Source organism: Cupriavidus sp. C2SS-8b, from assembly GCF_057073745.1.
Genome location: NZ_CP172716.1, coordinates 363,581 through 380,409, shown reverse-complemented (window position 1 = coordinate 380,409; position 16,829 = coordinate 363,581). Strand labels below are relative to the sequence as shown.

The window sequence follows — 16,829 nt, the reverse complement described above, 5'->3', positions numbered from 1 at the left end:
CCTGTCTTCTGGCAAATGCGGGGTTGCGGATCGGGATGCTTTTTTTTCTTGGAGCCAAGCAATGCCCTCTCGCCTCAGGATTACCAGGCCGCAGCACGCCGCGGTCGACGCCAGCCTCGCCACCGCCGACGCGGCACCGGCCAGCAGCGGCCGCCGCCGCGCGCTGGCCACCATGGCCGGGGCCAGCGTGATGACGCTGGTGGATCCGCTGGTGCGCGCCGGCGCTTGGGCGGCGGGTTCGGACGCGCCCGAGAAACCCGAGGTGCGCATCGGCTTTATTCCGCTGACGGACTGCGCCTCGGTGGTCATGGCTTCGACGCTCGGGCTGGACAAGAAGTACGGCATCAGGATCACGCCGACCAAGGAGGCTTCCTGGGCCGGCGTGCGTGACAAGCTGGTCAACGGCGAACTTGACGCCGCGCATGTGCTGTATGGGCTGATCTATGGCGTGCAGCTCGGCATCGGCGGCCCGAAGAAGGACATGGCGGTGCTCATGAGCCTGAACCACAACGGTCAGGCCATCACGCTGTCGTCCAAGCTGGCCGAGAAAGGCGTAAGGGACGGCGCCAGCCTTAGGGCGCTGATGGCCAGGGAAAAGCGCGACTACACCTTCGCGCAGACCTTCCCGACCGGCACGCATGCGATGTGGCTCTATTACTGGCTGGCCGCCAACGGCATCAACCCGATGCAGGACGCCAAGGCCATCACCGTGCCGCCGCCGCAGATGGTGGCGAATATGCGGGTGGGCAATATGGATGGCTTCTGCGTGGGCGAGCCATGGGGCGCGCGCGCCATTGCCGACAAGATCGGCTTCACGGTCGAGACCACGCAGGCGATCTGGAAGGACCACCCCGAGAAGACGCTCGGCACCACCGCCGAATTCGTGCAGAAGTATCCGAACACGGCGCGCGCGATGGTGGCGGCAATCCTCGAAGCCTCCAGGTTCATCGACGCATCGGCCTCGAACCGCCGCAAGACGGCCGAGACCATTGCCGCGAAGTCCTACGTCAATACCGACATGGACATCATCCTGGACCGCATGCTGGGCCGCTACAGCAATGGCCTGGGCAAGACCTGGGATGATCCGGACTCGATGAAGTTCTACCAGGACGGCCTGGCCAACTTCCCGTTCCTGTCGGACGGCATGTGGTTCCTCACGCAGCACAAGCGCTGGGGCCTGCTCAAGACCCACCCCGACTATCTCGCGGTGGCGAAGCAGGTCAACCGCATCGACGTCTACAAGCAGGCCGCCACGGCGGCGCAGGTGCCGCTGCCCAAGAGCGACTTCCGCACCGCGAAGCTGATCGACGGCGTGGTGTGGGATGCCACCAAGGATCCGAAGGCCTACGCCGACGGCTTCAAGATCGATGCCTGACGTGCAGGTCATCGACATCGTTTCGGATTGCCCCTGAACCAAGGAGCCAGACGTGAATGCCATAGCCAGACCCGCGCCGGAAGGCGCCACCGGCTTGCAGGCCGACCCTGATGCGAGCGAACGCGCGCGGCGTCGCGCGCTGGAAATCGAAACCCAGGCACGGCGCGCCGAACGCCGCGAGGCGCTGCGCGCCGCCCTGCTCGGATGCATGCCGCCACTGCTGGGCTTCGCGCTGTTCGTGCTGGCCTGGCACGGCATCGCCACGTTGATCCCCGCGCTGCCAACGCCGGGCGCCACCTGGCATGCCGCCGTGCCGCTGTTCACCGACCCGTTCTATCGCAATGGCCCCAATGACCAGGGTATCGGCTGGAACGTGCTGGCATCGCTCGCGCGCGTGGGGGCGGGCTTCGGGCTGGCGGCACTGGTTGGCATTCCGGCCGGCTTCATCCTCGGGCGCTTCGCCTTCCTGAATGCGATGGCGTCGCCCGTGATCAGCCTGCTGCGGCCGGTGTCGCCGCTGGCGTGGCTGCCGATCGGGCTGCTGCTGTTCAAGGCCGCCAACCCGGCCGCGATCTGGGCCATCTTCATCTGCTCGATCTGGCCGATGGTGATCAATACCGCCGTGGGCGTCACGCGGGTGCCGCAGGACTACCTGAACGTGGCGCGCGTGCTGGACCTGTCCGAATGGAAGGTGTTCACGCGCGTGCTGTTCCCGGCGGTGCTGCCATACATGCTGACTGGCGTGCGGCTGTCGATCGGCACCGCGTGGCTCGTCATCGTCGCCGCGGAAATGCTGACCGGCGGCACCGGCATCGGCTTCTGGCTGTGGGACGAGTGGAACAACCTGAAGGTCGAGCACATCGTCATCGCCATCTTCGTGATCGGCGTGATCGGGCTGCTGCTGGAACACGCGCTGCTCGCGCTGGCCCGGCGCTTCAGCTACGGCAACCCCTGACTGCACCGCGCGCAAACCCAACGGAAATCCCCATGAAAAAGTTCGTCAGCATCGAAAACGTCGGGCAGACCTTCAAGACGCGCAAGGGGCCGTTCGTGGCGCTGCGCGACATCGACCTGCAGATCGCGCAGGGTGAGTTCATCACGCTGATCGGCCACTCAGGCTGTGGCAAGTCCACGCTGCTGAACCTGGTCGCGGGCCTGGCCACGCCGACCACCGGGACGCTGATCTGCGCGGGCCGGGAAATCGCCGGCCCGGGACCCGAGCGAGCGGTGGTGTTCCAGAACCACTCGCTGCTGCCGTGGATGACCTGCTTCGACAACGTCCACCTTGGCGTGGAACGCGTGTTCGGTGGCAGCGAGAGCAAGGCGCAGCTCAGGGCGCGTACCCAGGACACGCTGGCGCTGGTGGGCCTGACCCACGCGGAAGGCAAGTTCCCGCACGAGATCTCGGGCGGCATGAAGCAGCGCGTGGGCATTGCGCGCGCGCTCGCCATGGCGCCCAAGGTGCTGCTGATGGACGAGCCCTTCGGCGCGCTCGACGCCCTGACGCGCGCCCATCTGCAGGATGCCTTGCTGAAGATCGTGGAGCAGAGCCGCAGCACCGTGGTCATGGTCACGCACGACGTGGACGAGGCCGTGCTGCTGGCCGACCGCATCGTGATGCTGACCAACGGCCCGGCGGCCACGATCGGCGAAATCCTCAGCGTCGGCCTGCCGCGTCCGCGCGACCGCGTGGCGCTGGCCGAGGACAAGGACTACCACGCCTGCCGCACGGCGGTGCTGGATTTCCTCTACCGCAAGCAGCGCAACCCGGCCCTTCAGGAAGCGGCGTGAACGGCCACGGACGCGCCCGCCGCCATGGGCGTGGCGGCGACGCTCCGCTATCATGAAGCGAAACACCAAACCCCACGCTGCCCGCCCATGACTACATCCACCGCCACACCTGCCACGGGCCCGTTTTCAGCGGCCCGCTACATCAAGGAAATCGGTCGCGGCGTGAACGGCGCCCGCGCACTGCCGCGCGAAGACGCGCAAACCCTGTTCGACGCCATGCTGGCCGGGCGCGTATCCGACCTGGAACTGGGTGCCGTGCTGATGGCCTATCGCATCAAGGGCGAAGCCCCGCACGAACTGGCCGGCATGCTCGAGGCCGCGCACGCGCACTGCCAGCCGCTGGCCGCGCCGGGCGATCGACAGGTGGTAGTCATCCCAAGCTACAACGGCGCGCGCAAGCAGCCCAACCTCGTACCCTTGCTGGCCCTGTTGCTGGCTCGCGAGAATATTCCGGTGCTGGTGCACGGTTCGCGCGAGTTCCAGGGCCGCGTGACCAGCCTGGCCCTGTTCGAGGCGCTGGGCGTACCGCTGTGCGCCACCACCGACGAGGCCACTGCGCGCCTGCGCGATGGCGATGGGGCGAATGGGCCGCTGGCGGTGGTGCCCGTGGATGTGCTCTCGCCGGGCCTGTCGCAGTTGCTGGACCGGCGCATGGTCATCGGCCTGCGCAATTCGTCGCACACCGTGGCCAAGATGCTGCAGCCGGTCGGCTCGCATTCGCCGGCCGAGGCCTTGCGCCTGTACAGCTACACGCACCCGGAATACCGAGAAACGCTGACGGACTATTTCTCGCACGAGCCCGCCAATGTGCTGCTGGCCCGCGGCACCGAAGGCGAGGTGGTGGCCGATGCGCGCCGCGGCAGCCGCATCGACTGGCTGCATGACGGGCACCAGCAGACGCTGGTTGACCCGACCAGCGGATCGATTGCCGATGTGCCCGAGCTGCCCCAGGGCAGCGACGTGGCCGACACGGCGGCCTGGACGCGCAAGGTGCTGGACGGAGCAGTGCCGGTGCCCGCGCCGATCGCAACGCAGGTGCGCGCCATCCAGGAATGCCTGCGTCAGGGCACGCGCGTGGCCTGGGCCAGTCCGCTCTGACCCGCAGGCGCTTCAGGTCTTGCGCGGCGGCAGCGGAATGCGTTCGGTCTCGCCGGGGACATGAGGAAAGCCGTCATCCTCCCAGCGCTGCGAAGCCGCCTCGATCGCTTCCTTGCTGCTGGCGACGAAGTTCCAGAAGATAAAGCGGTGACCGTCGGTCGGATCTCCGCCCAGCAGCATCACGCGCGACGGCGCGGTGGCCGTCAGGGTGGCAGCCTGGCCAGGCGTCAGCACGACCATATGCTCGGCCGGCAGCGCTTCGCCGTCGAGCGCCACGCTGCCGTCGACCGGATAGATGCCCCGCTCGGCATGCTCCGGCGGAATCTCCACGCTCGCGCCGGCATCGAGTTCAATCGCCACGTACAGCGTGCGGCTGAATACCTTGACTGGCGATGTCTTGCCAAAGGCATCTCCGGCAATCACCGTCATGCGCACGCCCGGCTGTTCGATCTTCGGCAGCGTGGCACCGGGATGATGGAAGAACGACGGCGCCACGGTCTCATGGTCCTTCGGTAATGCCACCCAGGTCTGGATGCCATGCAGGCGCGCGCCGGCTTCGCGCACGGTCTCGGGCGAACGCTCCGAATGGACAATGCCGTTGCCGGCGGTCATCCAGTTGACGTCGCCGGGGCGAATGAGCTGCTCGCTGCCAAGGCTGTCGCGGTGCATGATCTCGCCGTCGAACAGGTAAGTCACCGTGGCCAGGCCGATATGCGGATGCGGCCGCACATCGGCACCGTGGCCAGGCGGCAGCGTCACCGGACCCATATGGTCGAAGAAGATGAACGGGCCGACGGTCTGGGCGGCAGCGGCTGGCAGCAGGCGACGCACGGTGAAATCGCCCAGGTCCCGCACATGGGGCTTGAGCAGGTGTTCGATGGCAGACATAGCTCCTCCGGATCTTGAAGCAGGCTCTTGTGCACGCCGTGACGGTGCTCGTGACAGCACTGTCAGTGTAGCGGCTGGCGCAATACTGTATCCCGCCGGCGAGTGCGAACCGAGGGCCCGCGCGGCCCTCTAACTCAGGATATCCGAGCACCGGATATGCAGTCTGAGTATCTTGTTGCGCATAACACTATCTGAACATAGATGACAATCATCAGGAACTATCAGGCCGTTAGGGACTCCAATTAGCACTCACCCGGCTTGAGTGCTAAGATGTGTTGCAATGCTGTGCCTTCCCATCCGGAGCGGCACACCGGCAACCGAACCGCCGGATGCGAAAGGAGTAATTGAGTGAACGCAGTCTTGCCTGCCGACCAAACCGTGCTGAACAGCCGTCTGCCGACGGCGCCCAAGCTGGCTGGAAGCTTTGCATTGACCTTCCCGGCCACCGTGGGCAACCTGGAAAGCTATATCCAGGCCATCCACCGCATTCCCCTGCTGACCGCCGAGGAAGAGCAGCGTCTCGCGCGCGAACTGCGCGACCATGATTCCGTTGATGCCGCACGCCAGCTGGTGATGTCCCACCTGCGCCTGGTGGTGTCGATCGCACGCCAGTACCTCGGGTATGGCCTGCCGCACGCCGACCTGATCCAGGAAGGCAATATCGGCCTGATGAAGGCCGTGAAGCGCTTCAACCCGGACCAGGGCGTGCGCCTGGTGTCGTATGCGATGCACTGGATCAAGGCCGAGATCCACGAGTATGTGCTGAAGAACTGGCGCATGGTCAAGGTGGCGACCACCAAGGCCCAGCGCAAGCTGTTCTTCAACCTGCGCAGCCACAAGAAGGGCGCCCATACCTTCACGCCGGAGCAGATCGAAGCCGTTGCGCGCGAGCTCAACGTCAAGCCGGAAGAAGTGATGGAGATGGAAACCCGCCTGTCGGGTGGCGATCTCGCGCTGGAAGGGCAAATCGAAGACGGCGAGGAAGACTTCGCCCCGATCGCCTACCTGGCGGACAACCACAACGAGCCCACGCGCGTGCTGGAAGCCAAGCGTCACGACCGCATGCAGGTCGAGGGGCTGGAAGAAGCGCTGACGCGCCTGGACGACCGCAGCCGCCGCATCATCGAGGCGCGCTGGCTAAACGTCGAGGATGATGGCTCGGGTGGCGCCACGCTGCATGAGCTGGCCGATGAATTCGGCGTATCGGCCGAACGGATTCGCCAGATCGAGGCGGCCGCCATGAAGAAGATGAAGGGCGCACTGCAGGCATTTGCCTGATCGCCGCCGCGCCCCGGGCAACCGCTGGCGCCATGCAAAAGGCCGGTCCACTGGACCGGCCTTTTTTCATTCCCGCGCTGCGCTCAGGACAGCAGCTGCTTGATATCGTGAGCGATCGGCTCCGGCCCCTGCCCGTGGCGGATGAACAGCCGCAGCCGCCCTTCCGGGTCGAACACGTAGCTGCCGGCCGAGTGATCCATCGTGTAGTTGTTCGGCGAAGAACCCGGCACCTTCGCGTAGTACACCTTGAAATCCTTGGCGACCTTCTGCAGCGCCGCCTCGTCGGCCGGCCGCATGCCCAGGAAGCGCGGATCGAACGCCGGCACGTACTGCGCCAGCAGCGCCTGCGTATCGCGCTCCGGATCGACCGTGACGAACAGCACCTGCACCTTGTCGGCGTCCGGGCCGAGCTGCTCCATCACCGCCTTGAGTTCGGCCATGGTGGTCGGGCAGACGTCGGGACAATGCGTGTAGCCGAAGAACATCACCACGACCTTGCCCTTGAAGTCGGCGATCGTGCGGACCTTGCCGTTGTGGTCGGTCAGCGAAAAATCCTTGCCGAAGTCAGCGCCGCCGCTGATGTCGACGTTGCGGAACGAGGCCTTCTGCTGGCCGCAGGCGGCAAGCGCCAGCGCCAGGAGGGCCAGCGCGGCAAAACGGCGGAACGAGGCGAGGAGCCCGGAAGATTGGCTTGGCTTGTTCATGCGAGATTGGAAGTCGGGGCGCCGGCAAGACTGCGGTGGCGCGCGATGGCGAGGGCAGCACACAGTATCGCCCATCCGCGCCGTGCGGCACGGCGGCCGCGACAAGATGCCGCAGGCCGCGAACAATGGTGCCGCTCAGATCTGCGGCACGAACTTGAAGTAGTGATCGACGAGCAAAGCCGCGAACAGGATCGACAGGTACAGGATCGAGAAGCGGAAGGTGCGCTGCGCCAGTTCGTCGGAGTAATTGCGGTACAGCGTCCACGAGTACTTCAGGAACCAGACACCCAGTACCAGCGCGCTGGCCAGGTAGATATAGCCGCACATGCCATACACAAAAGGCAGCAGCGTCGCGGCGATCATGACCAGCGTGTACAGCAGGATATTGAGCAGCGTGTACTTCTCGCCGTGCGTGATCGGCAGCATCGGCAGGCCCGACTTGGCGTAGTCGGCGCGGCGGTACAAGGCCAGCGCCCAGAAATGCGGCGGGGTCCAGGTGAAGATGATCAGCACCAGGAACCAGGCCTCGGCCGGCACGTCGTTGGCCACGGCCGCCCAGCCCAGCGCCGGCGGCATGGCGCCCGACAGGCCGCCGATGACGATGTTCTGCGGCGTGGCCGGCTTGAGCAGGATGGTGTAGACGACGGCATAGCCAAGGAAGGTGGCGAAGGTCAGCCACATCGTCAGGTCGTTGGCGAACACATGCAGCAGCCACATGCCGGCGCCGCCCAGCACGGCCGAGAAGATCAGCGTCTGGGTGGTGGTGATCTCGCCGGTGGCCGACGGGCGCCAGGCGGTGCGGCGCATCAGCGCGTCAATCTTCTGCTCGACCAGGCAATTGATCGCGAACGCGGCCCCGGCCAGCAGCCAGATGCCTGCGGCGCCGCCGATCAGCACGCGCCAGGGCACCATGCCCGGCGTGGCCAGGAACATGCCGATAATGGCGCAGAACACCGCGAGCTGCGTGACGCGCGGCTTGGTCAGGGCGGCATATTGGCGAGCCAGGTGACGCAGCCGGCCCACGGGATGGGGTTGTGTTGCAGTAACCACGGGAGGGAGTTTGTCTTTCATGTGGCGCGAGCGGCAGCCGGCACGCTGGAGGCAGCGTCGGCGCGTCGGGTCGCGAGCCCTATATTGTAGTTGAGTCGCACCAGCAGCAGCAGGAGCACCGCCGCGCCGCCGTTGTGGAGCACGGCGGCCACCAGCGGCCAGTCGAGCACGATGTTCGAGAGTCCGGTCGCCAGTTGCAGCGCCAGCGCGGCCAGCAGCCAGCGCGACGTGCCGCCCAGCCCTTCAAGCCTGCGTGCGCGCAGGCCGAACCACGCCAGGTAGCCCAGCACGACCACGGCGAAGCAGCGGTGCACCCAGTGGATCGCCACCAGCGCCGCATGCGGTATGTAGTCGCCATCAGCCGTCATGCCGAGCTGCCGCCATAGCGTGAAGCCGTGCGTGAAATCCATCTCGGGCACCAGCTGGCCGTTGCACAGCGGGAAATCGGTGCACGCCATCACCGCGTAGTTGGTACTGACCCAGCCGCCCAGGAAGATCTGGATTATCAGCAGCAGCAGCGCCACGCGCGCGGGCCAGCGCAACGCCCCGGCCTGCGGCGCGACAGCATGCGGCGGATCATTGCGCGAGCCGAGCCAGATCAGCGCCGCCAGCAGGCTCATGCCGAGCAGCAGGTGCGTCACGACGATGATCGGCTGCAGCTTCATCGTCACCGTGAAGGCGCCGAACGCGCCCTGCACGCACACCAGCAGCAGCACACTGGTGGCGAACCACGGCGACTGCTTCAGTTCCTTGCGCTTGACCCACGCCAGCACCATCAGCGTGATGATCAGCACGCCCACCGCCATGGCGAAATAGCGGTGGATCATCTCGATCCACGCCTTGGCCAGCGTCACCGGGCCGCTGGGCAGCGCGGTCTGGGCAGCGTGGATCGGCTCCATCGCCGCGTGCGGGTTGGAATGGCCGTAGCAGCCCGGCCAGTCCGGGCAGCCGAGGCCGGAATCGGTCAGCCGCGTGAAGCTGCCGAACATGATCAGGTCAAGCGTCAGGAACGCGGTGATCCAGACCAGCTTGCGGTACTTGTTGCGGTCGCCGCGGACCAGCACGTAAGAGATCGGGAACAGCGCGATCAGGACGCCGATGATGGCGAGTTGAAGCAGCATGCCAGTCGTCCCTCAGCCGATGCGCGAGACCCGAAGCAGCTTCTTGAGGTCGCCGCTCATCTTCTTGGGGTCGGGGTCTTTCGGGAAGCGCATCATCAGGTTGCCGAGCGGGTCGACCAGGAAGATGGTGTCTTCGATATGCCCGCCCTCGGCCGCGGGCAGCCATTGGCGCGCCACGTCAGGCGCGATGCGCAGGAAGCGCACGCCGGCATACGGCTCGTTGTAGGCGGCCGACAGGCGTTCGTCGACGGCACCCTCATCCGTGATCAGCCAGACCGGCACGATCCGTTCGCGGTCCTGGCCCTGGCCAGCGCGGATCTGGCGGATGGTGAACAGCTTCTTTGCGCACGCTTCGCCGCAGGCGGACGGATCGGTCGTTACCAGCAGCCACTTGCCGCGGAAACTTTCGAGCGGCACGGCTTCGGCGCGCTCGTTGGCGACGCGCACGGCCGGCATCGGACGCTGCGGATCGATCAGCGCGCCATAGTTGGTGGCGCCGCCGGCCGGCTTGAAGACGTAGAACGTCAGGTAGGACGCGATCACCGGCGAGGCGCACACCAGCAACAGCATCAGCATCTGGATGCGGCCGCGGCGGGTGCGGGCGTCGATGCGCGAGTCCGGCGCCGGTGCCGTGCCGGCCGGAGCCGGGGCGGAGTCTTGGTGTGGCATGCGTACGTCTGTCGTTCGTTGGTCGTGGCGCCCGCCCGATGGCGCGCGCCTGTTGTTCGTCAAGTGGGTCCTGCCACGGCAAGCCGGCGCGCGCGGCGCCAGCCCAGCGCTACCACCAGCACCAGTGTCAGCGCGGCCAGGCCGAACCACTGGAAGGCGTAGCCGTAGTGCCGGTCGGCCCCCAGGTCAGCCGGCGCCCAGTCGCGCGCGAGGCCATCGCCGGTATCGGTGCGCTGCTCGATCACAATCGGCTGCAACGCCACGCCGGTCTCGGCCGCGTAGGCAGCCAGGTCCACGTTCTGTCGAATCCGTTGTCCGGCTTCGGCGCTTGCGGGCTGGCCCAGGCTATAGACCTTGGGCACGGCAGCAAGTGCCGTGCCTTCGATGGTGACTTCACCGGCTGGCGTCGGGAATGGCGCAATGCGCGTGCGGTCCTGGACATCTCGTGGGAGCCAGCCCCGCAGCACCAGCACGCTGCGGGCGGCGGCGCCATCACTCCGGATCTGCAGGGGCGTCAGCACCAGGAAGCCGGCGCGGCTGTCGGCGCCATTGCCGTGGGGGCGATTATCCAACAAGACGGACCGGTTCGCTTCAAAGCGCCCGGTGACGCGCACGGTGCGGTCCGCCAGGCCGCCCGGAGCGGGCGCGGTGGTCAGCGTCACCGGCGGCTGTGCGGCCAGTGCCTGCAGCCGTTCGGCACGCGCGATCTTCTCGTGCGCGCGATTGAGCTGCCAGTTGCCGAGCGCGCAGGTCGCCGCGATCACCGCTGCGGCCGCGACAGTCGGCACCGGACTCAGGGCGCGCCACAGCTTCATCGGGCCGCTCCCGTCGCATACGGCGACATGCCGGCGGTGCGATAATGACACTTTCCGCCCCCGAGCCCGCGGCACGTATCGTACCTGTCGTACGTATCGTACGTATCGCGGCCAGCCTGCCCCGCCATGCGCTTTGTCATCATCGTCGCCTTTCTCCTGATCATCGGCAGCCTGGCCTCGGCCCTCTTCTTCATGATGCGCGACCGCGGCAGGACGCCGAACATGATGCGCTCGCTGATGCTGCGCGTGGGCTTCTCGGTGGCGCTGTTCCTGTTCATCCTGTTCTCGAACTGGATGGGCTGGATCCACAGCACCGGCATCCGCATGAGTCCCTAGACGCCGCGTCTTCCGATACCGCAAAAAACAAGCGCCGCAGGCTGGGTTTCCCTCCTGCGGCGCTTCTGTTTTGTGGTCCCGCAGCGGAAGGCGCTTCAGGCCTTCCGCCGGTACGACAAATTGCTGCTTACAGCCAGTACACCACGATGTAGAGGAACAGCCACACCACGTCAACGAAGTGCCAGTACCATGCGGCGCCTTCGAACGCGAAGTGATGGTCGGGCGTGAAATGGCCCTTGAGCACGCGGATCAGCACCACGGTCAGCATGATCGCGCCCATGGTCACGTGGAAGCCGTGGAAGCCGGTCAGCAGGAAGAACGTGGAACCGTACACACCCGAGGTGAGCTTCAGGTTCAGTTCCGAGTAGGCGTGCATGTACTCGTACGCCTGGAAGCACATGAAGATTGCGCCGAGCATGATGGTCAGCACCAGGCCCTGGATCAGCTGGCTGCGCTTGCCGGCCAGCAGCGCGTGGTGCGCCCAGGTCAGCGTCACGCCCGACATCAGCAGCAGTGCCGTGTTGATGGTCGGGATCGGCCACGGGCCCATGGTCTGGAAGGTCTCGACCACGCCGGCCGGGCCGGTGTTGGGCCAGACGGCGGCGAAGTCGGGCCACAGGATCTTGTTGTCGAGGTCGCCCAGCCACGGCATGGCGATGGTGCGGGCGTAGAACAGCGCGCCGAAGAAGGCCGCGAAGAACATCACCTCGGAGAAGATGAACCAGCCCATCGACCAGCGGAACGACAGGTCGATGTTCTTGCCGTACATGCCCCCTTCGGATTCACCGATGGCGTCGCTGAACCAGCTCTTGAGCACGAACAGGAACCACAGCAGGCCGAAGCCGCACAGGTACGGCGCCCAGTGCTGTCCGTTCACCCAGCCGGCAGCGCCGGCGCCGGTCATCAGCAGGCCGATGGCTGCCGTGATCGGGTGGCGCGACGGTCCCGGTACGAAGTAGTACGGAGCGTTTGCGCGATTCGCACTCATTCTTTTATCTCCAGCTCAGAGTCTTGGTTCAATCGTTATATCGGCGCATCCGGCGGCTTTGTCTCCCTGGCCGCCGGCGGCACTGCTTTTCTGTCTACCCTACCTGCCCTGCTAGGCCGCGGCGGAACTGACCACGACCCGTACGATCATGATCAGGATCGCGATGAACACCGCCGCCGCGATCACCCCGGCAATGACCACATGCACCGGGTTCAGCCTGGCCATGTCGCTCTCGTGCTCCGCGCCCTTGCGCAGGCCGATGAACGACCACAACACCGCACGCATGGTCTGCGCGAACGACATCTTGCGCTTGACCGCGTCCTTCATTTCACCCACGGCGCTTCCTCCTGCCTCAACCGCCGCTGCGCGCCGCGGGCGGGCTTTCCAGCGCGCCCTGCGGTGCCTGCGCCACCGGCGTACCGACTTCAAAGAAGGTGTACGACAGCGTGATGTTCTTCACGTCCTTCGGCAGCTTCGGATCGATCACGAACACCACCGGCATCTCGCGCGCTTCCTTGGCCTTGAGCGTCTGCTGCTTGAAGCAGAAGCACTCGAGCTTCTTGAAGTACTCGGTCGCCTGCTTGGGCGCGTAGCTCGGGATCGCCTGCGCCGAGATATCGCGCGACTGCCCGTTGGCCACCTCGTAGACGATCGTCACCATCTCGCCCGGATGCACTTCCATGCTGTTCTTCACCGGACGGAAGGCGAACAGGCCGCGCGCGTTCGAATCGAACTCCACCGTGACGATGCGGCTCGTGTCGACCTGCGTGTTCTTGAGCGAGCCGCCATACAGCTCGCGCGTGGTCACCACGTTCAGCCCGGTGAGGTCGCAGATCTTCTTGTACAGCGGCACCAGCGCGTAGCCAAAGCCGAACATCACGCCAACGATCACGACCAGCCGCAGCATCATGCCGCGGTTGAACCGCTTGTCGGCTTCCCTGCCCTGACCTTGCTGCTGCTCCTGCTGATCGACGCTCATCCCGCTTCCCCGCTACTCCGCAGCTTCAGCCAAGGAACACCATCTTGGCGAAGAACCCCAGAAAGAAAACCACCACGATGGAAAACAGGATCAGCCCCAGGCGCCGGTTGGCGGCTTTCTGGCCTGCTTGCGATGGTTTTTTTTGTGGAGCCTGCATCTTCTGCATCTTGTATTACCTGCCGGCACGGAAGGCGGCTGGCGCCCTCCGTGCCTTGTTGCGTTCAGTGCTTAGCGAACTTGCGGCGGCACTTCAAAGGTGTGGAACGGCGCCGGCGACGGCACGGTCCACTCCAGGCCCTCGGCACCATCCCAGGGCTTGTCCGCGGCCTTCTCGCCTCCACGGTAGGACGGCAGCACCACGAAGAAGAAGAAATACACCTGCATCAGGCCGAAGCCCAGTGCCCCGATCGATGCGATCGCGTTGAAGTCCGCGAACTGGGTCGGGTAGTCGGCATAGCGACGCGGCATGCCGGCCAGGCCCAGGAAGTGCATCGGGAAGAAGGTCACGTTGAAGAAGATCAGCGAACCCCAGAAGTGGATCTGGCCGCGGGTTTCGTTGTACATGAAACCGCTCCACTTCGGACCCCAGTAGTAGAAGCCCGCGAACAGCGCGAACAGCGAGCCGGCCACCAGCACATAGTGGAAGTGCGCCACGATGAAGTAGGTGTCCTGCAACTGGATGTCGATCGGGGCCACCGCCGGCATCAGGCCGGTGAAGCCGCCGATGGTGAACACGAAGATAAAGCCGATCGCGAACAGCATCGGGGTCTCGAAGGTCATCGAGCCGCGCCACATCGTCGCGATCCAGTTGAAGATCTTCACGGCCGTCGGCACCGCGATCAGCATGGTCGCGTACATGAAGAACAGCTGGCCCGTCACCGGCATGCCGGTCGTGAACATGTGGTGCGCCCACACGATGAACGACAGGATGGCGATCGAAGCCGTGGCGTACACCATCGAGCTGTAGCCGAACAGGCGCTTGCGGGCGAAGGCCGGCACCACGTGCGAGATGATCCCGAAAGCCGGCAGGATCATGATGTACACCTCGGGGTGGCCGAAGAACCAGAAGATGTGCTGGTACATGACCGGGTCGCCACCGCCGGCGGCCGAGAAGAAGCTCGTACCGAAGTGCCGGTCGGTCAGCACCATGGTGATGGCGCCAGCCAGCACGGGCATCACGGCGATCAGCAGGTAGGCGGTGATCAGCCACGTCCAGCAGAACATCGGCATCTTCATCAGCGTCATGCCCGGGGCGCGCATGTTGAGGATGGTCACGATGATGTTGATCGAGCCCATGATCGACGACGCGCCCATGATGTGCATGGCGAAGATGGCCATGTCCATGCCCGGACCCATCTGGACCGACAGCGGCGCATACAGCGTCCAGCCGGCGGCCGTGGCGCCGCCCGGCGCGAAGAACGAGCCGGCCAGCAGCAGCGCGGCCGGCGGCATCAGCCAGAAGCTGAAGTTGTTCATGCGCGCGAACGCCATGTCGGACGCGCCAATCTGCAGCGGGATCATCCAGTTGGCGAATCCCACAAAGGCCGGCATGATCGCGCCGAACACCATCACCAGGCCGTGCATGGTGGTGAACTGGTTGAACAGTTCGGGGCGGAAGAACTGCAGGCCCGGCTCGAACAGCTCCAGGCGGATCAGCAGCGCCAGCACGCCGCCAGACAGCAGCATGGTGAACGAAAACAGCAGGTACAGCGTGCCGATGTCCTTGTGGTTGGTCGCGAACAACCAGCGGCGCCAGCCATGCGGGTGATCGTGCGCGTGGTCATGTTCATGATCGTGCGCGTGATCGTGCGGATGGCCGATTGCGTCGTGGGTAGCAGTACTCATCGCAAATGCTCCTCTAATCCTGTCCTGTCTTCAGCCGGTCAGCCCGCGCTGCGGTTGCCCGCGATGCTGGCCTGCTTGCTACCCTGGTCCTTGGCGGGCTTGGCGTCCGCCTTCGGTGCCTCGCCGCCCGCGGCGCCGCCGCCTTCGGGGAACTTGCCGGCGCGGGCATTCACGAAGTCGCTGGGCTGGATCACTTCGCCGGTCTTGTTGCTCCAGCTGTTGCGCACGTAGGTCATCGCAGCGGCCAGTTCGGTATCGGACAGCTGCTTCCACGACGGCATGGCGTTCTTGCCTTCCAGCATGATGTGCATCTGGCCGGCCTTCGGGCCGTTCACGATCTTGGAGCCGTCCAGCGCCGGGAATGCGCCGCCGCCCTTGCCGTTGGGCTGGTGGCAGACCGCGCAGTTGGCGGTGTAGACCTTCTCGCCGCGGACCTTCATTTCGTCCAGCGTCCAGGTCTTGTTCGGATCATCGGCCTTGGCGGCCATTTCCTTCTTCTTGCCGTCGACCCACTTGGTGTAGTCGGCATCGGACACGACGCGCACGACGATTGGCATGAAGGCGTGTTCCTTGCCGCAGAGCTCGGCGCACTGGCCGCGGTAGACGCCGATCTTCTCGGCCTTGAACCAGGTGTCGCGCACGAAGCCGGGGATCGCATCCTGCTTGACGCCGAAGGCCGGGATCATCCACGCGTGGATCACGTCATTGGCCGTGGTGACGATGCGCACCTTCTTGTTGACGGGCACCACCAGTTCGTTGTCCACCTCCATCAGGTAGGTGTTGGACTTCGGCGCTTCGTTGTTGATCTGCTCGCGCGGGGTGGTCAGGGTCGACACGAAGGAGATGCCTTCGCCCTCGCCCTTCAGGTAGTCGTAGCCCCACTTCCACTGGTAGCCGGTGGCCTTGATGGTGACGTCGGAATTGGTGGTGTCCTTCATGGCCACGACGGTCTTCGTCGCCGGCAGGGCCATGGCGATCACGATCAGGAACGGGACGATGGTCCAGACCACTTCGACCGTGATGCTTTCGTGGAAGGAGGCGGACTTGGCACCCTTGGCCTTGCGGTGCGTGAAGATGGAATAGAACATCACGCCGAACACGGCGACGAAGATCACCGTGCAGATGATCAGCATCATCCAGTTCAGCCAGTGAATCTGCTCGGCGATCTTGGTGACCGGCTCGGTCAGGTTCAGCTGACGCACGGCGGGACCGCCGGGCATGTCACTGACCGCCAGGGCCGCCTGGCTGGCAAGCAGGGATGCGCTCGCCAGACAAACTGCGGATGCCTTCTTCCACATTTTCATTTGTTATCTACCCAATTTACAGATTCAAATCTGCCCCCGCCTCCGCCCCTGCCACCTCTCAGAGGCGGCGCAGGGCCGCTGCGAGCTCCTGGGCGAACTTGCGCCGCCTGTGCAGGTCCAGATAGCACCCCACCTGCACATCGCGCCCGCCCGAGCGCAGCGTTACCAGCGCGCGGGGCGATTCCCCCAGTTCGACCCGCACCCAGTGCGGGTTGAATTCCTCGCGCGTCAACCGCTGCGCGCTGGCTGTCTCCACGACCAGCACGCCATCGTTGATGCTGACACGCTCATAGTCCGTCGCATGACGTGCGTACACAAGCAGAGCAATCCCCAGTCCGAGCAGGTCCAGGCCGGCAAATGGCAGCACGAGCCAAGACCCTTGCACCGCGAAAAACAACGCGATGGCAAGCGAGACAGTGAAGATCGAGAGGTAAAACCAGCCGACCTGGCGTGGAGAGAGCGAGCAATTCCGCTTCATCAGCCAGTCGTGGGGCGCGGGAGGAGGTCCGTCGAGATTTCCGCCGGAGTCACCACTTGCCGTCTGGAATGCGATACCCAAGTCTTGCATCGCCAACCACTCTGCATTTG

General features: G+C 65.3%; 19 protein-coding genes. 6 read left to right on the top strand and 13 right to left on the bottom strand.

From position 1 onward, the window contains the following. The first annotated feature begins 61 nt into the window (after positions 1-61). From ACIGJB_RS01750 to ybiB, 4 genes are all read left to right on the top strand, one after another. Positions 62-1,375: a CmpA/NrtA family ABC transporter substrate-binding protein gene (locus tag ACIGJB_RS01750; protein ID WP_483731117.1), complete on the top strand. Its 1,314-nt coding sequence runs from the start codon at positions 62-64 to the stop codon at positions 1,373-1,375. A gap of 52 nt (positions 1,376-1,427) precedes the next feature. Beyond that, the gene (ntrB, locus tag ACIGJB_RS01745) at positions 1,428-2,330 is read left to right on the top strand and encodes a nitrate ABC transporter permease (protein ID WP_483731116.1); all 903 of its coding nucleotides are present in this window, start codon (positions 1,428-1,430) and stop codon (positions 2,328-2,330) included. Positions 2,331-2,362: 32 nt separating this feature from the next. After that, complete coding sequence (locus tag ACIGJB_RS01740) at positions 2,363-3,166, top strand: ABC transporter ATP-binding protein (RefSeq protein WP_483731115.1); 804 nt, start codon at positions 2,363-2,365, stop codon at positions 3,164-3,166. Between the two features lie 87 nt (positions 3,167-3,253). Continuing rightward, positions 3,254-4,264, top strand: coding sequence for a DNA-binding protein YbiB (ybiB, locus tag ACIGJB_RS01735; protein ID WP_483731114.1), 1,011 nt, complete (start codon positions 3,254-3,256; stop codon positions 4,262-4,264). Positions 4,265-4,276: 12 nt separating this feature from the next. Here the strand turns inward: ybiB and ACIGJB_RS01730 are convergent, their stop codons facing one another. Beyond that, positions 4,277-5,152 carry a pirin family protein gene (locus ACIGJB_RS01730; protein WP_483731113.1) on the bottom strand — a complete coding sequence of 292 codons (876 nt, stop codon included), beginning with the start codon at positions 5,150-5,152 and terminating at the stop codon, positions 4,277-4,279. 348 nt (positions 5,153-5,500) lie between these two features. Between ACIGJB_RS01730 and rpoH the strand changes: the two genes are divergently transcribed. Further along, positions 5,501-6,430, top strand: a complete 930-nt coding sequence (gene rpoH / locus ACIGJB_RS01725; protein ID WP_483731112.1) for an RNA polymerase sigma factor RpoH — start codon at positions 5,501-5,503, stop codon at positions 6,428-6,430. Between the two features lie 83 nt (positions 6,431-6,513). Here rpoH and ACIGJB_RS01720 read toward each other — a convergent pair whose 3' ends face one another. The 5 genes from ACIGJB_RS01720 to ACIGJB_RS01700 all read right to left on the bottom strand — a co-directional run bounded on the left by ACIGJB_RS01720 (position 6,514) and on the right by ACIGJB_RS01700 (position 10,789). Then, positions 6,514-7,134 carry an SCO family protein gene (locus tag ACIGJB_RS01720; protein WP_483731111.1) on the bottom strand — a complete coding sequence of 207 codons (621 nt, stop codon included), beginning with the start codon at positions 7,132-7,134 and terminating at the stop codon, positions 6,514-6,516. Positions 7,135-7,269: 135 nt separating this feature from the next. Further along, positions 7,270-8,205 (bottom strand): heme o synthase, encoded by a 936-nt coding sequence (cyoE, locus tag ACIGJB_RS01715; RefSeq protein ID WP_483731110.1) that lies wholly within the window; start codon positions 8,203-8,205, stop codon positions 7,270-7,272. Further along, complete coding sequence (locus tag ACIGJB_RS01710) at positions 8,202-9,305, bottom strand: COX15/CtaA family protein (RefSeq protein ID WP_483731109.1); 1,104 nt, start codon at positions 9,303-9,305, stop codon at positions 8,202-8,204. Before ACIGJB_RS01710 ends, cyoE begins: the two co-directional genes overlap by 4 nt. A 12-nt stretch (positions 9,306-9,317) precedes the next feature. Then, positions 9,318-9,974 (bottom strand): SCO family protein, encoded by a 657-nt coding sequence (locus ACIGJB_RS01705; protein WP_483731108.1) that lies wholly within the window; start codon positions 9,972-9,974, stop codon positions 9,318-9,320. A gap of 59 nt (positions 9,975-10,033) precedes the next feature. After that, entirely contained in the window at positions 10,034-10,789 is a 756-nt protein-coding gene (locus ACIGJB_RS01700) for an SURF1 family protein (RefSeq protein WP_483731107.1), read from the bottom strand. Between the two features lie 126 nt (positions 10,790-10,915). Here ACIGJB_RS01700 and ACIGJB_RS01695 point away from each other — a divergent pair, with 126 nt between their 5' ends. Continuing rightward, positions 10,916-11,125, top strand: a complete 210-nt coding sequence (locus ACIGJB_RS01695; protein ID WP_483731106.1) for a twin transmembrane helix small protein — start codon at positions 10,916-10,918, stop codon at positions 11,123-11,125. A gap of 127 nt (positions 11,126-11,252) precedes the next feature. Here ACIGJB_RS01695 and ACIGJB_RS01690 read toward each other — a convergent pair whose 3' ends face one another. From ACIGJB_RS01690 to ACIGJB_RS01660, 7 genes are all read right to left on the bottom strand, one after another. Beyond that, complete coding sequence (locus tag ACIGJB_RS01690; RefSeq protein WP_483731105.1) at positions 11,253-12,113, bottom strand: cytochrome c oxidase subunit 3; 861 nt, start codon at positions 12,111-12,113, stop codon at positions 11,253-11,255. Between the two features lie 111 nt (positions 12,114-12,224). Then, entirely contained in the window at positions 12,225-12,449 is a 225-nt protein-coding gene (locus ACIGJB_RS01685; protein WP_483731104.1) for a DUF2970 domain-containing protein, read from the bottom strand. Between the two features lie 16 nt (positions 12,450-12,465). Further along, a complete protein-coding gene (locus tag ACIGJB_RS01680) occupies positions 12,466-13,092 on the bottom strand; it encodes a cytochrome c oxidase assembly protein (protein ID WP_483731103.1) in 627 nt (208 codons plus the stop codon). Positions 13,093-13,117: 25 nt separating this feature from the next. Then, positions 13,118-13,249, bottom strand: a complete 132-nt coding sequence (locus tag ACIGJB_RS01675; protein WP_483711445.1) for a cytochrome oxidase small assembly protein — start codon at positions 13,247-13,249, stop codon at positions 13,118-13,120. Between the two features lie 71 nt (positions 13,250-13,320). Further along, on the bottom strand, positions 13,321-14,937 hold the full coding sequence (ctaD, locus tag ACIGJB_RS01670) for a cytochrome c oxidase subunit I (RefSeq protein ID WP_483731102.1): 1,617 nt from the start codon (positions 14,935-14,937) through the stop codon (positions 13,321-13,323). Positions 14,938-14,975: 38 nt separating this feature from the next. Further along, a complete protein-coding gene (coxB, locus tag ACIGJB_RS01665; RefSeq protein WP_483710303.1) occupies positions 14,976-16,241 on the bottom strand; it encodes a cytochrome c oxidase subunit II in 1,266 nt (421 codons plus the stop codon). A gap of 58 nt (positions 16,242-16,299) precedes the next feature. Continuing rightward, positions 16,300-16,809 carry a DUF2244 domain-containing protein gene (locus tag ACIGJB_RS01660; protein ID WP_483711444.1) on the bottom strand — a complete coding sequence of 170 codons (510 nt, stop codon included), beginning with the start codon at positions 16,807-16,809 and terminating at the stop codon, positions 16,300-16,302. Positions 16,810-16,829 lie beyond the last annotated feature (20 nt).